This window comes from Bacillus sp. 22446, from assembly GCF_052044955.1.
Classification (GTDB): Bacteria; Bacillota; Bacilli; order Bacillales; family Bacillaceae; genus Bacillus; species Bacillus altitudinis.
In genome coordinates this window covers 103168-121582 of the sequence record NZ_JBQEOD010000009.1, presented here as the reverse complement: position 1 = coordinate 121582, position 18415 = coordinate 103168, and the positions used below count along the sequence as shown (strand labels likewise).

Here is an 18415-nt window from a genome sequence, read left to right as displayed (position 1 = left end):
GGGCATTAATGGATGTTTAGGTTTTTTCTATATCAAGATGAAATCAACGATTGGAGGGTAACACAATGAACCACAAACAAACAGCAAAAGAAGTTCTAGAGCTTGTCGGCGGTGAAAAGAATGTAAAGCAAGTCACGCATTGTATGACAAGACTTCGCTTCAATTTATACGATGAAGGCAAAGCGGATAAGGAGAAGCTGCAATCAACAGATGGCGTCATGGGCGTGAATCAAAGCGGCGGTCAATACCATGTCATTATTGGCAACGACGTATCAAACGTCTATCAAGCAATGATTGCTGATTCTGGGTTATCAACAGATGTAAAGTCAGGCGATTCAGAAGAAGCATCAAAACAAAATGTGATTTCAAAGCTTTTCGATTTTATCTCTGGTGTCTTCACACCGATTCTTCCAGCCATCGCTGGAGCTGGTATGATCAAAGGAATCTTGGCATTAATGCTGACGTTCCAATGGATCTCAGATAAAAGCAGCACATATGCGATTTTAACAGCTATCGGAGACGGAGCCTTTTACTTCTTACCGATTCTGCTTGCTGTAAGCGTAGCCAAAAAAATTGGCACAAATCAGTATATCGCCGCTGCCATTGCAGCAGCCGCACTGCACCCGCAGCTCACCGCTTTACTAGGTGCAGGAAATACAGAATTTCTAGGCTTGCCAGTGGTTGCCGTTGTGTACTCTTCATCGGTGATTCCAATTCTACTCACTATCTGGCTCGGCTCATATGTGGAAAGATTCGCAGAAAAATATAGTCCGAAATCACTAAAAATCATTCTTGTTCCAACCGTTACACTTCTTGTCGTGGTACCAGTTATGCTCATCGCAGTTGGACCGCTTGGTGGGATTATCGGAAATGGCCTTTCAGGTGGAATTGATTTATTGTTCAAACATGCAGGTATTTTGGCCGGACTCTTAATCGGTGGCTTTATGTCACCATTGATCATTACGGGCATGCACTATGCACTACTTCCAATCATGATCAACAACATTACATTAAACGGTTTTGACTTCATTCTTCCAATGATGTTTGTAGCGAATATGGCACAAGCAGGCGCAGCATTCGGTGTCTTCTTAAGATCAAAAAACAAAACATTCAAATCATTGGCGATGTCTACAAGTATCACTGCATTAATGGGTATTACTGAACCTGCTATGTATGGTGTGAACATGCGATTGAAAAAACCGTTCCTTGCAGCCCTCATTGGTGCAGCAGCAGGCGGCGTGTTCATGTCTATCTTCAAAGTAAAGTCGTATGTGATATCTGGATCAGCAGGTCTCCCAGGTCTCCCAACGTTCATTGGACCGACATTTGTTTACTCCATCATTGGATTAGTGATCGGCTTTGTTGTAGCAACCATCATGACACTTGTTCTAGGATTCAAAGATGTACCAGTGAAAGATGATACAAAAGCAGACAAACCAGAAGAAAAGAAAGACACAGTAGCGCTTCAAAATGAAGTGGTACAAAGCCCGCTTGAAGGTCAACTAAAGCCGCTCAATCAAGTAAATGATGCAACATTCTCTAATGAAATCATGGGTAAAGGAACAGCCATTGTCCCAACAGTTGGACGTGTAGTAGCACCGTTCAACGGCAAGGTTGAAACCATTTTCCAAACGAAACATGCCATTGGTTTAAAGAGTGATCAAGGTACAGAGCTTCTCATCCATGTGGGGATTGATACAGTAAAACTTGGCGGTAAACATTTCACAAGTCATGTGCAGTCAGGTGATCTCGTTCAAGCAGGAGATCTGCTAGTTGAATTTGATATCAAGAGCATTCAGCAAGATGGCTATGATGTAACAACGCCAATTATCGTCACCAACACAAATGATTTTGCACAAGTTGATGCGAAAACAGATGGGGCGATTACAGTAAAAGAGACATTGCTTACAGTCAGTGTAGAAGAAAATGAGGAGGGCATTCAACATGACCAATTTAGAAAAAACATTTCCTAAAGGTTTCTTATGGGGCGGCGCAGTAGCCGCCAACCAAATTGAAGGCGCTTATAACAAAGATGGAAAAGGCTTATCGACAGCGGATGTATCACCACACGGTATTATGCACCCATTCGATGAATCAATGAAAGACCTTAACTTATATCATGATGCGATCGACTTCTATCATCGCTATAAAGAAGATATTGCCCTGTTTGCAGAAATGGGATTCAAGTGCTTCAGACTATCCATTTCTTGGCCACGTATTTTCCCAAATGGCGACGATGCGGAACCGAATGAAGCAGGCCTCGCTTTCTATGAAAAAGTATTTGATGAACTGCATAAGCATGGAATTGAGCCAGTTGTCACGATCTCTCACTATGAAATGCCGCTTGCACTTGTGAAAAACTATGGCGGATGGAGAAACCGTAAGCTTGTGGGTCTTTATGAAACATACGCTAAAACATTGTTCACTCGCTTTAAAGATAAAGTGAAATATTGGATGACTTTTAATGAAATCAACGTTGTGTTACATGCTCCTTTCACAGGGGGTGGCCTTGTATTTGAAGAAGGCGAAGACGAGAAGAGCATTCAATATCAAGCAGCGCATCATCAGTTTGTTGCAAGTGCTCTAGCTGTTAAAGCAGGACACGAAATCATTCCAGATGCGAAAATAGGCTGTATGATTGCAGCGATGACCACATATCCGTACAGCTCAAGACCTGAAGATATGTTTGCTGCGATTGATCAAGATCGTAAAACACTGTTCTTCTCAGATGTACAGTCAAGAGGCTATTACCCTGGATACATGAAACGTTATTTCCTGGAAAATAACATCAATATTGAATTCCAAGACGGTGACGAAGACATTCTAAGAAACCATACAGTCGACTATATTGGCTTCAGCTATTATATGAGTTTTGTGACAAGTACAGATCCAGAGGTTCTTGGACAAGTTACTGGTGGTAACCTATTTGAAGGCGTGAAAAACCCTTATCTAGAAGCAAGTGATTGGGGCTGGCAAATTGATCCAAAAGGACTTCGTACAACACTAAACCAACTATATGACCGCTACCAAAAACCATTGTTTATCGTAGAAAATGGATTGGGTGCTGTGGATCAAGTAGAAGAAGACGGCTCCATTCAAGACGATTACCGAATTGATTACCTCAGAAGTCATTTGCTTGAGGCAAGAGAAGCGATCGCAGACGGCGTTGATCTGATCGGCTATACAAGCTGGGGCCCAATTGATCTTGTCAGTGCATCAACAGCTGAAATGAAAAAACGCTACGGCTTCATTTATGTCGACCGCGACAATGAAGGCAACGGTACATTAGATCGAAAGAAAAAGAAAAGCTTTGATTGGTATAAACAAGTGATCGCGACAAATGGAAAGCATTTAGACGACTAAATAGAGAAAATATTTGGTTTCTTTGAGAACACACGGTGTCATAAAACGATGAAAACAATTTGAATCGAGGCATTATCATTCTTTAGGTGTCACTTTGGAATGATAATGCTTTTTGTTTTATGAAAAAGACAAAATTGCACAAAAAATAAACCACACTTTAAATTTTTGCGTGGTTCAAATAAATCATATGATCTTTCGAATATATTTATTTATGCTTTTGAAGAAGAGCTTTGATCTTCAAAAAGTGATTTTAATTCGATAATATCAAGTAATACTGATTCTTCAAGTCTTTCTTTTATATCTCTAAAATTTTGATTATTTTGAGATAAAATATCTTTTATGGATTTGATACCATTGATTTTACTTAAAAAAGTAAACCATTCATAATCATCGCGTGAATCAACAAGGTATTCAATGTTATTATTAATAGTGATATATAATAAGTTATCCTCTTGTAAAGGCATTAAAACATCTATGTTTTCTTTTAGTATTGGAATGTGTAATGTATTAATCGTGAGAGCTGCGTCTTGGTTTAAGTTAAAAGTGAAATCGCAATAACAATCAATCTGCTTTTTATAGTCATCGTATCAACCTTTTTTCAAATTCTAATTCATCTTTGACATTTATTCCGTAATTTCCTATAGAGGGAATTGTCGGCTTAAGCATTCTTGCTTTATCAATTGCACCGATATAGATGTTTTTGAAAGAATATCCCTTTCTTTGATAAAACCTAATGGCATTTAAGTTATCATTACTAGTGATTAAATTAATAGATTGTATATTTTGTGTTTTTAGATGTTGTTCTAACTCAAAAAGCAATTTACTGCCAACCCCATGGTACTTTTCTAGAGCCTCTAAAGTCAGGATTTCCGCCTCTTCTTTGAATATTTTGTAAACTAATATTCCTACTATAGTATCTCCACGTTTAGCCAACATAATGTTTTCATTTAAAACATTATAAGTTGTCCCTTTAGACACCATAGTCGTTCCACCCCAATGTTCATTGAAAAAACATGTTAACCAAGAAAAGTCTTTTGAACTTGGCTGAGTTACTGTCAATTCTTCTGAAAGAGACCATTTTTTTGAAAGCTGGATATGAGCTATTTCGTTGTCATTCGCTTGATCCTTAGAAAAATTGATTGAGATACCTAGTTTTTCGGCGTTTATTTGAGCAAGTTTTTGTGCGTAGTTCGAAAAATCTTCAGGGTCAATACCAAAATAAAAAAAACTTTCAGGTGGATTCTTTTTGTACCACAATTTGCTACTGATGACATATTCGTTTTGTTTTGTTTCAGTTATGTTGATATCATCATATAATAGTGCTCTTCCTTCAATAAACTCTACGACAAATTCATCTAATTTGTTTTGAGTAAATAAACGGTTTTTTTCTTGAAAATATCCTATTGCACTTAATTTACTGTGAATCCAATTAATTAAATCATCCTCGTTTAGTTCATGATCTCTTGCTAGTGCCATTAGCATTGCAATGTAATTAACGATTGTTTTGCTTCTCTTAGTTGAAATGTTTTTATAGATGTTTTCTAGAATATCATCATTCAGTTTATTCATTTTACATATACAACTTCCTTTTCAATTAATTGTTTACTCAATGCTTGGAGGTCTTTGATACAAGTTTGAACATCTGTATCATATTCTTCAGCAATTTCCGTTACTATTGAAATAAACTCTCTTTGTCCGTCAATTCGTTCATAAAAATCAGCTGCGACTTGATTTAGGGACATGCCCGGTTCGATAATGATACCTTTTAAGTACTTTCTTGTTCATTATCAGGATTTTTTACGAAAATTGTATTATTCTTCATTGTGATTCCCTTCATTCTTTTTTCTATAACAAGGTACCAAGGTTGTAGCTTTGGCTCGTTTGTGTCAGGGTATGATTTAAGATTTTATTATCTTCAAAGGATATATGTATAGTTGATTTTCTTTGACAAAATCATTATATAAATAACATTCATCATGAGTCAGCAAAGATTGTACACTCCTTTCATAAAGTGTTAGGGTATGAAAAACTAGTTATTAATGTCCTCCAGCAACAACTACATTACGAATCTCAACAAGACATGGAGTTTTATAATTTTTTTGATGTAACATTCCTCTTATATATGTATTAAATTCCTATTTTATATCCTAACAAAAGAGATAATAGCATGTCATTTATATTTTTTTCAATATTTAAACAATGATTTTTTGACAAATTTTATGTTTATAAAGTAATAGTGATGAGTAGATTGATGTTGCAAATAGATTGATAGTTTGTAAAAAAGAAATTGGAGAAAATACAAAAGATGGCTAGAATCATCGGTTATTTTAATCTAGGAAGGCGTTTATGGTTTTAGAGAGCTGTATATCCACTAAATTGAATTCTAAATGGTATAGGATAATCTTTTAGGCTTGCCTGAGGGAACAATGGCAAAAGCAGTATTGTACGCTGTTAAAGAATCAGCTGGATTTTCAGCACATTTTGATGCGTATTGCAATTTCATTTTTCAACTTAAAGGGAAAAAGAAATGGAAGTTGGCTGAAAATTTTAATACAGTGAATCCACTTCAACATTATGAATTAATTGAGGCTCCTCATTTGCCAGATCCATTAAAGTCGTATTGGAATGGTGATTTTCCTGATGAAAATTTATCTAATGGAAGGGAATTGATTTTGGATACGGGATCATTTTTATTTCTTCCAAGAGGTTGTTGGCATTCAACTAGTTCTTCTGAAGAAACCATTGCATTAAACTTTACCTTCGGTCAGCCAGCTTGGCTAGATCTAATTTTAATAGAATTAAGGAATCGATTGATTCAAAAAGACGAATGGAGAGAACTTGTTAATATTGACCTTTTGGATGAAAATGAACGAAAAAAGGTAGAAGAAAAATTAAAATCAATGATAAATAATTTACCAAACGATTTCAAGGGAATTTCAGTAGGGGATATACTGGCAAGAAAGATGACTTAGATGTATATCAATCTACACAACTTGTTGTAAGACAACTTATGAGTATAAAAGATGGTTTTTAAGAAGATAACTTATATTCATTATCTTCTTAACTCTACTATAGAAGTATGACGATTAAACTTCATATAATGTTGATAGAGATGACAAAAAATAAAGAACCGCCAAAAAAGCGGTTCTTTATTATGACGGTAAGCTTTTTCTGCAGATTTCCGCCTATTTCCACACTTGATCCGCAATCTCAATCACATGACGCAGCTTTTCCCATTGCTGTTCTTCTGTTAACAAATTGCCTTCCTCTGTTGAGGCGAATCCGCATTGTGGGCTCAAACAGATTTGGTTGATGTCCACATATTGAGCCGCTTCCTCGATTCGTCTTTTGATCTGATCGACGGGTTCAAGTTCTCCGTACTTTGAAGTGACAAGACCTAGTACGATTTGAAGGTTTGGATTTTTCACATAACGCAGGGGTTCAAATCCGCCAGAACGGTCATCGTCGAATTCTAAGAAGAGACCATCCAAATCGAGACCCGCAAAAATCGTTTCTGCCGCTGCTTCATAACCACCTTCAGCTGCCCACGTTGATTTAAAGTTACCACGGCAAATGTGCATAGTGATCACCAAATCCTCTGGACGATCGGCAACCGCTTCATTGATTGTCTTCGCAAATGACTCACGCAGTTCATCTTCTTCTCGGCCAAAGGCTTTGATTTGTTCATGTCCTTTTTCAGAAAAGAACACAGCCCAAGCTGTATCATCTAGCTGTAAGTAACGGCAGCCTGCATCATAAAAAGCACGAATGGCTTTTTTATAAGCTTGTGCCACGTCATGGTGAAAATCATCTAAGCTGTCGTACACACCTTCTTCAAGCTTTCCACGGAAAAAGAGCATATTCGGACTTGGAATCGTCATTTTAGCCGTATGATCACCCGCGATGCTGTGAAGGAAGCGATAATCCTCCAGCATTGGATGATCAGTAAAATCAATCTTACCTGTTACTTTGATGCCTCTCGCTTTTGTTGTCGTATTGTGGAATTGAATGCCTTGGTCTGCTTCAAATCCTTCGACCCCATCAAGCCCTTCTAGAAAGTCAAAATGCCACCATGCACGTCTGAATTCTCCATCTGTGACAACCTCTAATCCAATTTCCTTTTGCTTCTCTACAATACGAGTGATTTCTTCGTTTTCAATTTGTCTGAGCTGTTCTGCTGTCAGTGTACCGTCTGCTTTTTGCTTGCGGGCTTCTTTGATGCGTTCAGAACGAAGTAAACTCCCTACTTGATCTGCGCGAAATGGCGGCTTTGTTGTTTTCTTACCAATGGTTTGTACTTGTGTCATGCTGAATCCCTTCTTTCTTCAGGTTATAAATCAAATAAAAAAGCTCTTCCTTGGATAAGGAAGAGCATCATATACTGTGAGATCTCTGCCTTATCTTCAAACAAGCACCAGCTTGCTTAAGGAATTAGCACCATTCTGTTCCTAGGAACAGCGGTTGCCGGGTTTCACAGGGCCAGTCCCTCCACCACTCTTAATAAGGTTACCTTTGATTCAATTTTCTTAATAAACACAATTATTCAATCTTTTCGAGAAAAAGTCAATGGTTTTTCCTATTTATTTTCCTACATAAACAAATCAGCGACGAGAACACCGGCTAATCCAACAAGTGATAGAACAGTCACCATCAATGTCCACGTTTTAAAAGTTTGAGCCATCGACAAATTAAAGTATTCTTTGTAAATCCAGAAACCTGCATCATTCACATGAGAGAATGTTATACTGCCGGCGCCTGTTGCAATCACCATTAGTTCTGGGCTGACTCCCGTCAAACCAATTAGCGGTGCAGAAATGCCAGCTGCTGTGAGACCCGCGACAGTTGCTGACCCTAAAGAGACACGAAGGACAGCTGCAATCAGCCAAGTGAGGAGCAGAGGAGACAGTGTGCTTCCTTGCATAATCCCTGTAATGTATTGATCAACACCGCTGTCAATGAGCACCTGTTTAAAGGCGCCGCCGCCTGCAATGATCAATAGAATCATCGCAATGGAGCCAATTGAATCCGTAATCGACTTCATGACGTCCTGCATGCTCTTTCCTCTGCCAAGACCAAATGTGTAGATGGCAAGCAGCACAGAGATTAATAGGGCAATCGCCGGCTCACCTAAAAACTCAGCCGCCGGTAGCAGTGGAGAGGACGGGAAGAAAATTTCTAAACATGCTCTGAATGTCATGAGCAATACAGGTAAAATAGCGGTGAAAATACTAATGCCGAAGCTTGGCATTTCCTCTTCTGTAAATTCCTTTGGATTAAACAAGTCCTTTGGAATGTGTGCATGCAGTTGATCTTTCTTAAATAGTTTCGTAAACAGAAGTCCGCCTACTAAAACAGCAGGAATGGCTAAAATAATTCCAACCAATAAGGTTTGTCCCATGTTGGCTTGAAATACATTGGCAATGGCTGTCGGCCCTGGGTGAGGAGGGAGAAAGCCATGTGTTGTAATGAGTGCAGCGACGAGCGGCATTCCCACATACAACACAGGGAGTCTTGCGGCTTGAGCAATGGTAAAGACTAATGGAATAAGAATAATGAATCCGGTTTCATAAAATAGAGCAATTCCGATAACAAATCCAGTCAGCATCGTTGCCCATTGAATTTTCCCGATACCAAAGCGGTCGATGAGTGTCATGGCAATACGCTGAGCACCGCCAGAATCAGCCATCAATTTACCAAGCATCGCTCCAAAGCCAAGAACCAACGCCAGATGGCCGAGTGTACTTCCAAGCCCTTTTTCGACTGAAGCAATCGCTTCAAGTGGTGACATGCCTTCTAAAACGGCAACGATTAAAGAGACAATAATCAACGAAATGAAAGCGTTTAACTTAAAGACAACCATGAGTAAAAGTAATAACAAAACGCCAAGTCCGATAAAAACTAACGACATGATCTTTCCTCCTTTGTGCTGCATAAGGGAGCGTGAACGCTCCCTCTGCTTTATCCTTCAAGTATGTCTACTGCTTCTTTTAACGTATCCTTTGAGCCAACATTTCCCGGGAAAATCACATAAGACATGAATGGGAATTTACTTTCTTCTCCTGTTTGCCAAACGGGAATACCTGGTCTGATTTGACCTGCGACAGTCGCACGTTTGACACTGAGTCCTCTTGTGCCAATATCACTTGAGGTGATTCCACCTTTGGCAATGAGGTACTTAGGGCGAATGGAGAGGCGCTGAACAATGCTTGTCACAGCATCACTAATCTGAACAGACAGCTTCAATTCTTCCTCTTGACGATCGTCCCCAAGATCAAGCCGTTCTCTCCTTGTATAAACAGCAACCGATTGCCCGGTTGTTAAAAGCCTTTCAGTTTGTTGAATCACGCGGTCCATTTCCTCTTGAAATGCTTCAGGTTCTAACACGAGGTGTGTATCAAATTCAATAAATGCGATGTCTTCATTTTGCTGCAGCGCTTGCAATTGTTCGGTTGTTTTTTTGACATGGGAACCGACCATGATGAGGCCACCGTGCCTGCTTTCTTCCTGTATTAAGTCTTGTCTAGTTAATAGTGCTTGATCCTCAACACCGCCAAGCACTTTTGTGAGAGCTGCCGCACTTCTAAATAGAAAGTGCTGACCTGCTTTGATAGCCTCTATGAGGGCAACGACAAAGACTTTGACATCGTCATAGTCCACTGCATTCACAACCACTTTTTGAAAATCCTTCACGGTCATCAGCTGATCCTTTATTTGTTCAATACGTAAAGCCCGGATATCTTCTAAAGAAATATAAGTAGTGTTTTCCTTAGTGAACGATCCGTTTGATTTCTCTTCGATCCATTCTCCGAGGTGAGAAGATTGAAATCCGAATGTACGATCCAATGCAAATTCTGTGTCACCAGCAGGAATTAATTTGTGACCTTCCTGTACGTAGTGAATATTGCCAATCGTAAAGCGGCCGCCTTCTTTAAAAAAGGGAAGAAGAATTTCGCCGTCAAATTGGCGGGAGCTTTGCTGTTCAATGGTCGTTCTGAGAATTTCAGTCTCCAGTGGGAAATGTCCACGCAGGGTGGAGTCCCCCCGGCTGACAATGATGAAATCTTGATCAAGCCGTTCAGCCGTTTTCACAATCGTTGATGCGATCGTTTCATGAAGAACCGTCGTTTCTTTCTCTGTCATACTGCGAGAGTTGGTTAAGATAAAGAACATACGGCTGTCTTCAAGAAAACCAGCTTCAATGCTTTTCTCTGACCAATCGGTGAAAACAGAGACGCCGTGTACGGTTTGAATGCCTGTTGGGTCATCGTCTAATACAATCACTTTATGGTGAAAATGGTTTAGTGCTTGTTCGTATGCTGATTGAATGCGGTCTGAATCCGCTTTCGGAATGGCATTTAGTAACTCAATGCTTTGTTTCATAGAACCTCATCCTTTCTTCACTTCAACATGAGCCATTTTTTCGTAATATTGAACGATTCCGCCGTGATCAAGTCCAGACTTTCCGTCCGCTTTGAGGGCGTGGAAGATTTCCAGCAGCTGACTAGAAAGCGGGAGAGGAACGCCGATATCGTGGGCAGTTTCCATGACATTGGTTAAATCCTTTAAGTTGATGTCAATACGTCCGCCAGGCTCAAAGTTTCGTTCTAAAATGAGAGGAACCTTCGCATCGAGTACAGCACTTCCTGCCAGTCCACCTCGGATGGCTTCATACATTTTATCAATCGCAATGCCAGACTTAGCGGCAAGGACGAGTGCCTCGGACATGGCAGCGATATTTAAGTTGACGATGATTTGATTCGCAAGCTTTGCGGTTGTCCCGCTTCCATTTGATCCAACTAATACGACATCTGTGCCCATGGCATAGAGGACATCCTTTACTTGTTCAAAAATCTCTTTTTCTCCGCCCACCATAATCGCAAGTGTCCCGTCTATCGCCTTTGGCTCTCCGCCACTGACAGGAGCATCGATAAATTCGACCTGATGCTGTTTTGCCAGTGCCGCTAAAGCTCTAGAAGTAACAGGTGAAATAGAGCTCATATCTATAATGATCGTGCCAGGTTTTGCTGTAGCCAATATGCCTTGTTCACCTGCTACGACTGCTTCTACATGCTCACCTTTTGGAAGCATCGTGATGATGATATCGCTTACAGATGCTGTCTCAGCAGCTGATGCAGCGGCATTTGCGCCCACTTCTTTTAATGCTAGAACAGCTTCTGTATGAATATCGAAAACAGTCACAGTATGACCGGCTTTTAATAGATTAAAGGCCATAGGTTTCCCCATAATGCCTAATCCAATGAATCCAATTTTCTTTGCCATTTTGTCCGCCTCCTATTTAGAAACCCCTTACAAAAAGCGCTTTCTTTTCTTTTTGTTAGTATATATACTATCGATTTAAATTAATAGTAGGAAATAAACTATTGTTCATTTAATGTACATGACGAAATAGGAATGTGTCAACGGAAAATATGAGAAAAGTCACAAAAAAAAGACCGGAAACAGCTCCGGTCTATGGTCGATTATGTTTTATTTTTAGCTACAGCTAATCGAGATCGTTTGACGTTGTCGATTGCATTTGATCCTAATTCTAAAACAGCTGTGACGTACAAAACATCAATAATCACAAGCTGATTAATACGAGAAATCATTGAGTCAGAACGATAGGTTGTTTCTCTCGATGAACTGAGCAGATGAAAGTCGGATTTCTTGGCGAGCTCTGATTTCGGATAGCTCGTAATCGAGGCGACCGTTGCACCTTTTTCCTTTGCAAATTGCACGGCATCAAGGATTTCTCTACTTTCCCCTGAATGTGAGATCGCGACGATAAAATCATGTTCCGTTGCATGTGTTGCAATCATATTCATCATATGAGGATCACTACATAGACTCACTTCAAAGCCAAGCTGGAGAAACTTATGATAGGCATCTCCGGCAATAAAACTGGAGGCACCTGCTCCAAAGAAGACGGTTTTATGAGCCTGTTTCATTTGCTCAATAAATTGTGTCACAGCCTTGTCTTCTAAAATATGTTTCATATCCTGAATAGAGTTGGTTGTTAACTCTATGACCTTATGTTTAATATCTGCGACACTATCAGATGCTTCGATCTCACCGTATATGGATTGAGGTGTATTGGTCGCAATATCCTGCGCGACATGGACACGAAACACTTGATAGGACTCATAGCCAATTTTTCGCAGAAAACGAAAGATCGTCGTTTCACTTGTGTTGCATTCAGCAGCGAGTGCACTAATCGAATGAAGCACAACTTTCTGAGGGTTTTGTAAAATGTAATTGGCAATCTTCTTCTGGGTAGGGGACAAACTATGAAATGTTGTCCGGATATGACTAAAAATATTCTCTTCTATGATAAACACCACACTTCATCTAACATTCTATCTTAAGCATACAGGAACTTATGAAAACGGTAAACAAACCTCACATGAAAAATAAAGAATAATATGGAAGAAAACACTTCTTTTGGTTCTTTTGTCATGGTATACTCAATTGGTAATAGACAAAAATGGGGGTTTTTACTATGACAATGAAAAAAGGCCTAACGATCAGCCTGCTCATTTTTTCGCTGATTGTTTCGTTGTTTGCGCCAGTTGGATCTGCGGATGCCAAACAAGTGAAAAAAGCAAAAGTAAGTACACACTATTATAAAAAGAAAAAAACGTTTAAATATGCACAGGTGAAAAACCTTAGTAAAGCGCATATGAAAACCATCAATCGTGATTTAAAAGAAGATATTGCATTCTCTTATTCTACGTACTTGTTCTTAAAGGACGAAGCGAAAAAAGAAGGCATTGGGAAGATCACATACGAGAGATCGTTTAAAACGAAATTTAACAATGGGAAGAAACTAAGTATCCTAAACTATGATTACATGAATGACGGTAGTATGCACGGGGATACGATGGTTACGAGCATGAACTATGTGTTAACAAAGAAAAAAACAAAGCAACTGTACTTTACAGATGTGGTGAAAACAAAGAAAAAGCGTACAAAAGTAAGAGATTATATCTATAACTACACAAAGAAGCATAAAAGTAAATTCTATGCGAATCTGAAAAAAAGCGATATTCAAATCGGCTACGACACGCAGTACTACTTCACGAAAAAGGGAATCGCTGTTGTCTTCCAGCCATATGAAATTTCACCGTACTATGTAGGAATTCCTATGATTCAAGTACCTGCGAAGGTGTATAAATAAACAAGAGAAACGGCCATGAATTTGGTCGTTTTTTTATACATAAAAAGAGCCCCTGGTGACGAGGCTCTTCTTTTTACATTTATACTTGTTTGGGTGCATCGTTTAGTGGGTGACGGCGTTTGCCGTTGTAGTGGCGGCGCATACGAAAGATTTCAAACTCCGAAAGCTCTGCGCTTTTTCGTTTTTGGGTGCGGTTATCTTTTTTGAAAGAGAATAGTAAGTAGCAGCAAAGTGAAGCGATAATCAATAAAATCATCATATGACATTCCTCCAATTCATCCTATTCTTTAAGTGTAGACAGGGTGAGTGATGTTTATAACTGAAAATAGTTAGCAAATCGCGTTTAGTTCTAAAGGTTTATTCTAGGTGCTTTTTTAGGTCTAAAATACTGGTTGTTTTTAACTATTATATTTCCAGTTATTTCACTCGTCAAGAAGAATTTTTCTGGGGTTGTCTCTATTAGTACGATTAAGTGTCATAAAAGTTTCAGAAAATTGTAAACTTTTATTAAAAAACCGTTCCCGAACAGGAACGGTTGTAAACATGTTTATGCTTTTTCTTCAAATAAACGTGCAATTTCCACGATCACTTCTGACGCTTTCAGCATGTTCTCTACAGAGATGAATTCATATTTACCGTGGAAGTTTTCCCCGCCAGTAAAGATGTTTGGCGTTGGAAGTCCTTTATATGAAAGCTGTGAGCCATCTGTACCGCCGCGGATTGGTTCAATGACAGGTGTCACTGAGCGGTTTTCCATGGCTTCATGAGCGATGTCTACGATATGTTTGACTGGCTCAATTTTTTCTCTCATATTGTAATATTGATCCTGAATGCTAAGGGTGATGCTGTTTTCGCCGTAGACCGCTTTTAAATCGTTTGCGATTTTTTCAAACAGTGCTTTGCGCTTGTTGAATTTCTCTTTATCAAAATCACGAATAATATATTGTAGCTCTGCTTCTTCTACTTCTCCTACAAATCTTGTGAGATGGAAAAAGCCTTCGTATCCTTCTGTGTATTCTGGAGATTCATCTGAAGGAAGTTTGTTGTGAAAGAGCATGCCGATCTTTGCAGCACTGACCATTTTGTCTTTTGCTGTCCCTGGATGGACGTTGTTTCCTTTAATTGATACTTTTGCACCTGCGGCGTTGAAGCTTTCATATTGAAGCTCTCCTAGCGGGCCGCCGTCAATCGTATAAGCATAAGAAGCGCCAAAGGCATCAACATCGAATTTGTGAGGTCCTCTGCCGATCTCTTCATCTGGTGTGAAGGCGACACGAATTTTTCCATGCTTGATTTCTGGATGTTCAATCAGGTAATGCATGGCGGTCATAATTTCTGCGATACCTGCTTTGTTATCTGCACCAAGCAGGGTCGTGCCATCAGTCGTGATGAGCGTATGTCCTTGGTATTTTTGTAAATTTGGAAACTGTGCTGGAGATAATACGATATGTAGATCTTCGTTTAACGTGATGTCCCCGCCTTGATAGTTCTCATGAATCTGCGGTTTCACGTTCTTGCCAGTGAAGTCAGTGGCTGTGTCGATATGAGCCAGGAAGCCAATGGTTGGCACTTCTTTGTCTGTGTTAGATGGAATCGTGCCCATGACATAACCGTTTTCATCCATTGTCACTTCTTGAATGCCGATGGATTTCATCTCTTCAACAAGCTGCCTTGCTAGGTTCAGCTGTCCTTCAGTGGATGGGCAGCTCTCTATGTCTGCATCAGACTGTGTATCCACTTTTACATAACTTGTGAATCGCTGGATCATTTCCTCTTTCATCAATACGTCACTCCTTTTGTAGAATATGTTCATTTTATCATGTCTTGAATGCGCTTCATAACAAGAAAGGCTTTCTCTGACAATTAGAGAGTAAAAAGACCTACTTTTATTTTGCGATGTGCTGAATGGTTCTTTAGGGTGATTTTTTTGGGTGTCTTTTTATTTATAATGAGGACATATAAAATCATCCATTTGTACGTTAATTTGGGAGAAAGGGGTGCGAAAGTTGGATTCTAGTCAAACACTTGCACTCGCTCAAAAGTTCCAGGAAGCTGCTGATGGCATTCGGCAGTCGAAGCAGCTGCTTGAGAATCGGCTGAAGGCAGTTGGATCAGGCTGGCAAGGGGAAGCAAGAGATAAATTTGATCAAAGCTTTGAGGAAACAGCGGTACGCTATGATCAATTTGAAAAGGACTTGCTTGAAACAAGTCAGGAACTGCGGGATGCTGCTGTCAAAATCGAGGAACGTAAAGCTGAAATCGCCAGAATGGAAGAGCTTGAGCGAAAAAGGCGAGAAGAACGGAGAGAAAGAAACCGAGAAGGGAGATGATGTGATGGCGCGTGACATTGTAGTAGATCCAGATCAGCTGACAGGGCTGGCGAATGATTTTGTAGGAGAGCTTTCGGCCATCGAAACAAAGCACCACGATTTACATAGTGAACTGGATGGCCTCATCCTAGGCTGTGATCCCCGTTATCGAAGCTGTTTTTCTGGAGTAGGAGATGCGTGGGGTTCTGGACAAGCCTTAATGAGCAAATTGAGCAGTGACGACATTGCTATTCGTCATGCAACGGATAAAATGGTCGAAGCTGATGATATTTTAAGGAAAATGTACAGTTTGTATGATCAATATGGTACACTCACGAGCTTAGCTGGTATTGTGATGATGCAGGCGAAATACTATGGGCTTGGCATGACAACCTTTATCAAAGAAAATGGCCGCTATGCTGCGCAACATTCAAAGCTCCTTCTTGATGTGACCGGACGGGTAGAAGGAACGAGATTTGACCGGCTGGCAAGGATTTGGCTGAGCAAAAAAGAATTATTAAAACGATCGAATTGGTCGATGGCTGACCTAGTCCATAAGAAATTTACGAAATTTTATCCTAGCGATACAGTTGCGTTCACGAACAGTGTACGTGATTTCACAAAAGGAAGTATCAATTGGAAGGACACAGCTGGCATCAAGTCTGTTCTGAAAAATGGTGCAAGGTTTGCGAAAGGAAATGCCATCATTGCAACGGTCGTCACGGGTGCAACAGAAACGGTTGGCTGCGGTCTGAAAATTGCGGAGAACTATGCGGAATTTGGGGATCAGCCAGAAGTTCTCAAGCGTGAAAATGCAAAGGCTGTTGGAAATGCAGTGAATAATACGGTCTTTATTGCAGGCGGATCTGTTGCAGGTGCTGTTGTGGGCGGCGCTCTTGGAAGCTTTGCAGGACCGATTGGAACAGTGGTTGGCGGTGCGATAGGATCAGCAGTAGGTGGCTTTATTGGTGAAAAAGTCGCCAAGCTTACTTCTGGTTTTGCAGAACAGGTCGCAGTGAAATTAAAAGACCCAATTCATGCGGTTGTCGATAAAGGAAAAAAAGCATTTGAACTGGCAGGTCAAGGTGTTAAAGCAGTCAATGACACCATTGATCAAGCAAATCAGGTGATACATAAAGGAATAGAAAAAACAAAAGAAACCGCAGATTCGCTGTTGAAAGGTGCAGGTGATTTCTTGAAGGGCGCATTTTCTTTTGGATAAGGAGAGATCAAGTTGGATCAGCTAAGTCTAAGTATCGAGGAACTCATCTTTAGTTTTTACAGTGAAGGCTATTTTGAGCAAGGGATGTCTTTAAAGGAAGCCTATTATCCAGATGTAGAGGATGAACGTCTTGGATTTTTATTTGAAATTGCATGCCGCTCTTTGCTGGCAAAAGACGTGCTGGAATTTCGAAATAGACAATACCGTTATAAAGAAAAATACCGGCATTTCATTCAAGCCATGAACGATGCATCACATACCGTGAAAGCTTCAAGGTTTGGTGTATTAGATGAAGAGGTCAGTACGTCCTTTCATACGACTCAGGCAGGTGTGTATTCACACCATACGCTTTATGATCAACAAGTGCATCAGATTCACAAACTAAAAGACGATCAGCAGACTGTGGAGCAAGTGACAACCTTTTTGAACATACACATGAGTGAACACCTCACACCAGTCATCAATTTGCAGGCAGAAGAATTTGAACTGCTGTTAGAACAAGCCAGTCAAGGGAATGATGATTGGCCTTCTTTTCTAAATAAAGCAGAGAACCAAGAGCTTGTGAGGGCATTTGTTTCTGATGTAAGGGTCAGAAAAGGAAAAATGGATTCTTTGATGAAGGTCACTTATGATAAAAATAATACGCCGGATGTAGAGTCTATGATATTTGTTATTCCGGGGCAGAAGCATTCTTGGCTAGTGTCGGGCATGAAGGAAAATGAATTTCGGATAGAGACGGCTCATAGGGACGGATTACGTTCTATATTCTAATGGAGAAAAGGAGAATGGCGCTTGAATCCAAGTGAAGTAATAGAAGTGAGGAGCAGACCCTTTCTAAGAGTATGGGCATTCTTAGCAACGGGCGGGTTTGGCATCATCGGTATTTGGTTATTTTCAGAAGCTCTTACATTTGAATCGAATTATACGTTGTTTTTATTTTTAGGCGGATTATTAGGCATTGTCTATGGGGGGATCTCTTTTTTGATGATTCTTCCGGCTTTTACGAAGAGGGGAAATGTGATTTTTCGCATTCAGCGTGGAGAGAATGGCGCTGTTTTATACCGGCAACAAACAATCCCTTTTCAAGACATACAATCTATTGATATGCGCAGGCATCGTTACAGTATTAGGGGATTTCTGTTCATGGATGTGCTCATTCGTAAAATAGATGGGAAATTGATCAAGATTCCGGCGTACAGTATTTTAGATGAAGAAGTATTTGAGCAAACGGTGAAACAAGACATTTATCCATATTTACATGAGACCGCCCAAGAGAATTGGAAACAGCAGCATGGTCATGGTGAAAAGCAGAATCAATAGATGTTTTCGCCATCATTCCATGAG

The 18415-nt window shown here is 40.0% G+C and carries 18 protein-coding genes and 1 riboswitch; of the genes, 8 read left to right on the top strand and 10 right to left on the bottom strand.

Features of this window, described 5'->3' with window-relative positions; translation table 11 throughout:
- Nucleotides 1-65 precede the first annotated feature (65 nt).
- Entirely contained in the window at nt 66-1973 is a 1908-nt protein-coding gene (locus ACTJJD_RS15935; protein WP_440608632.1) for a beta-glucoside-specific PTS transporter subunit IIABC, read from the top strand.
- Nucleotides 1945-3363 carry a glycoside hydrolase family 1 protein gene (locus ACTJJD_RS15930; RefSeq protein ID WP_017358649.1) on the top strand — a complete coding sequence of 473 codons (1419 nt, stop codon included), beginning with the start codon at nt 1945-1947 and terminating at the stop codon, nt 3361-3363. Before ACTJJD_RS15935 ends, ACTJJD_RS15930 begins: the two co-directional genes overlap by 29 nt.
- 209 nt (nt 3364-3572) lie before the next feature.
- Here the strand turns inward: ACTJJD_RS15930 and ACTJJD_RS15925 are convergent, their stop codons facing one another.
- The 3 genes from ACTJJD_RS15925 to ACTJJD_RS15915 all read right to left on the bottom strand — a co-directional run bounded on the left by ACTJJD_RS15925 (nt 3573) and on the right by ACTJJD_RS15915 (nt 5105).
- On the bottom strand, nt 3573-3827 hold the full coding sequence (locus ACTJJD_RS15925) for a hypothetical protein (protein WP_025208230.1): 255 nt from the start codon (nt 3825-3827) through the stop codon (nt 3573-3575).
- A 115-nt stretch (nt 3828-3942) separates the two neighbouring features.
- A complete protein-coding gene (locus tag ACTJJD_RS15920; RefSeq protein ID WP_017358651.1) occupies nt 3943-4932 on the bottom strand; it encodes a GNAT family N-acetyltransferase in 990 nt (329 codons plus the stop codon).
- A complete protein-coding gene (locus ACTJJD_RS15915) occupies nt 4929-5105 on the bottom strand; it encodes a PqqD family protein (RefSeq protein WP_017358652.1) in 177 nt (58 codons plus the stop codon). Before ACTJJD_RS15915 ends, ACTJJD_RS15920 begins: the two co-directional genes overlap by 4 nt.
- A 684-nt stretch (nt 5106-5789) precedes the next feature.
- Here ACTJJD_RS15915 and ACTJJD_RS15910 point away from each other — a divergent pair.
- Nucleotides 5790-6335: a JmjC domain-containing protein gene (locus tag ACTJJD_RS15910; RefSeq protein WP_234781019.1), complete on the top strand. Its 546-nt coding sequence runs from the start codon at nt 5790-5792 to the stop codon at nt 6333-6335.
- A 213-nt stretch (nt 6336-6548) separates the two neighbouring features.
- Here ACTJJD_RS15910 and ACTJJD_RS15905 read toward each other — a convergent pair whose 3' ends face one another.
- The 5 genes from ACTJJD_RS15905 to ACTJJD_RS15885 form a co-directional block, all read right to left on the bottom strand.
- The gene (locus ACTJJD_RS15905) at nt 6549-7670 is read right to left on the bottom strand and encodes a 5-methyltetrahydropteroyltriglutamate--homocysteine S-methyltransferase (RefSeq protein ID WP_146271008.1); all 1122 of its coding nucleotides are present in this window, start codon (nt 7668-7670) and stop codon (nt 6549-6551) included.
- Nucleotides 7671-7757: 87 nt separating this feature from the next.
- A riboswitch (SAM riboswitch) is annotated at nt 7758-7870 on the bottom strand.
- Between the two features lie 81 nt (nt 7871-7951).
- Nucleotides 7952-9271, bottom strand: coding sequence for a gluconate:H+ symporter (locus ACTJJD_RS15900; RefSeq protein ID WP_440608631.1), 1320 nt, complete (start codon nt 9269-9271; stop codon nt 7952-7954).
- Between the two features lie 50 nt (nt 9272-9321).
- Complete coding sequence (locus ACTJJD_RS15895) at nt 9322-10743, bottom strand: four-carbon acid sugar kinase family protein (protein WP_440608630.1); 1422 nt, start codon at nt 10741-10743, stop codon at nt 9322-9324.
- A gap of 6 nt (nt 10744-10749) precedes the next feature.
- Nucleotides 10750-11643, bottom strand: a complete 894-nt coding sequence (gene garR / locus ACTJJD_RS15890) for a 2-hydroxy-3-oxopropionate reductase (protein ID WP_440608629.1) — start codon at nt 11641-11643, stop codon at nt 10750-10752.
- Nucleotides 11644-11843: 200 nt separating this feature from the next.
- Nucleotides 11844-12701, bottom strand: coding sequence for a MurR/RpiR family transcriptional regulator (locus tag ACTJJD_RS15885; protein ID WP_345911432.1), 858 nt, complete (start codon nt 12699-12701; stop codon nt 11844-11846).
- Nucleotides 12702-12862: 161 nt separating this feature from the next.
- Here ACTJJD_RS15885 and ACTJJD_RS15880 point away from each other — a divergent pair, with 161 nt between their 5' ends.
- Nucleotides 12863-13540, top strand: a complete 678-nt coding sequence (locus tag ACTJJD_RS15880; protein ID WP_045033745.1) for a DUF3298 and DUF4163 domain-containing protein — start codon at nt 12863-12865, stop codon at nt 13538-13540.
- Nucleotides 13541-13619: 79 nt separating this feature from the next.
- On the opposite strand, the gene ACTJJD_RS15875 is transcribed toward ACTJJD_RS15880, so the two are convergent.
- A complete protein-coding gene (locus tag ACTJJD_RS15875) occupies nt 13620-13799 on the bottom strand; it encodes a hypothetical protein (RefSeq protein ID WP_008345664.1) in 180 nt (59 codons plus the stop codon).
- Between the two features lie 288 nt (nt 13800-14087).
- Nucleotides 14088-15320: a peptidase T gene (gene pepT / locus ACTJJD_RS15870; RefSeq protein WP_008345662.1), complete on the bottom strand. Its 1233-nt coding sequence runs from the start codon at nt 15318-15320 to the stop codon at nt 14088-14090.
- Between the two features lie 226 nt (nt 15321-15546).
- On the opposite strand from pepT, the gene ACTJJD_RS15865 reads away from it, so the two are divergent.
- Genes ACTJJD_RS15865 through ACTJJD_RS15850 form a run of 4 tightly spaced genes read left to right on the top strand, consistent with a single transcriptional unit; the run spans nt 15547 to nt 18391 of the window.
- Nucleotides 15547-15870, top strand: a complete 324-nt coding sequence (locus ACTJJD_RS15865; protein WP_019743650.1) for a WXG100 family type VII secretion target — start codon at nt 15547-15549, stop codon at nt 15868-15870.
- Between the two features lie 4 nt (nt 15871-15874).
- Complete coding sequence (locus ACTJJD_RS15860; protein WP_017358662.1) at nt 15875-17071, top strand: DUF6861 domain-containing protein; 1197 nt, start codon at nt 15875-15877, stop codon at nt 17069-17071.
- 12 nt (nt 17072-17083) lie between these two features.
- The gene (locus ACTJJD_RS15855; protein ID WP_072368007.1) at nt 17084-17842 is read left to right on the top strand and encodes a hypothetical protein; all 759 of its coding nucleotides are present in this window, start codon (nt 17084-17086) and stop codon (nt 17840-17842) included.
- Between the two features lie 21 nt (nt 17843-17863).
- On the top strand, nt 17864-18391 hold the full coding sequence (locus ACTJJD_RS15850; RefSeq protein WP_041091562.1) for a YfjD family protein: 528 nt from the start codon (nt 17864-17866) through the stop codon (nt 18389-18391).
- Nucleotides 18392-18415: the final 24 nt, after the last annotated feature.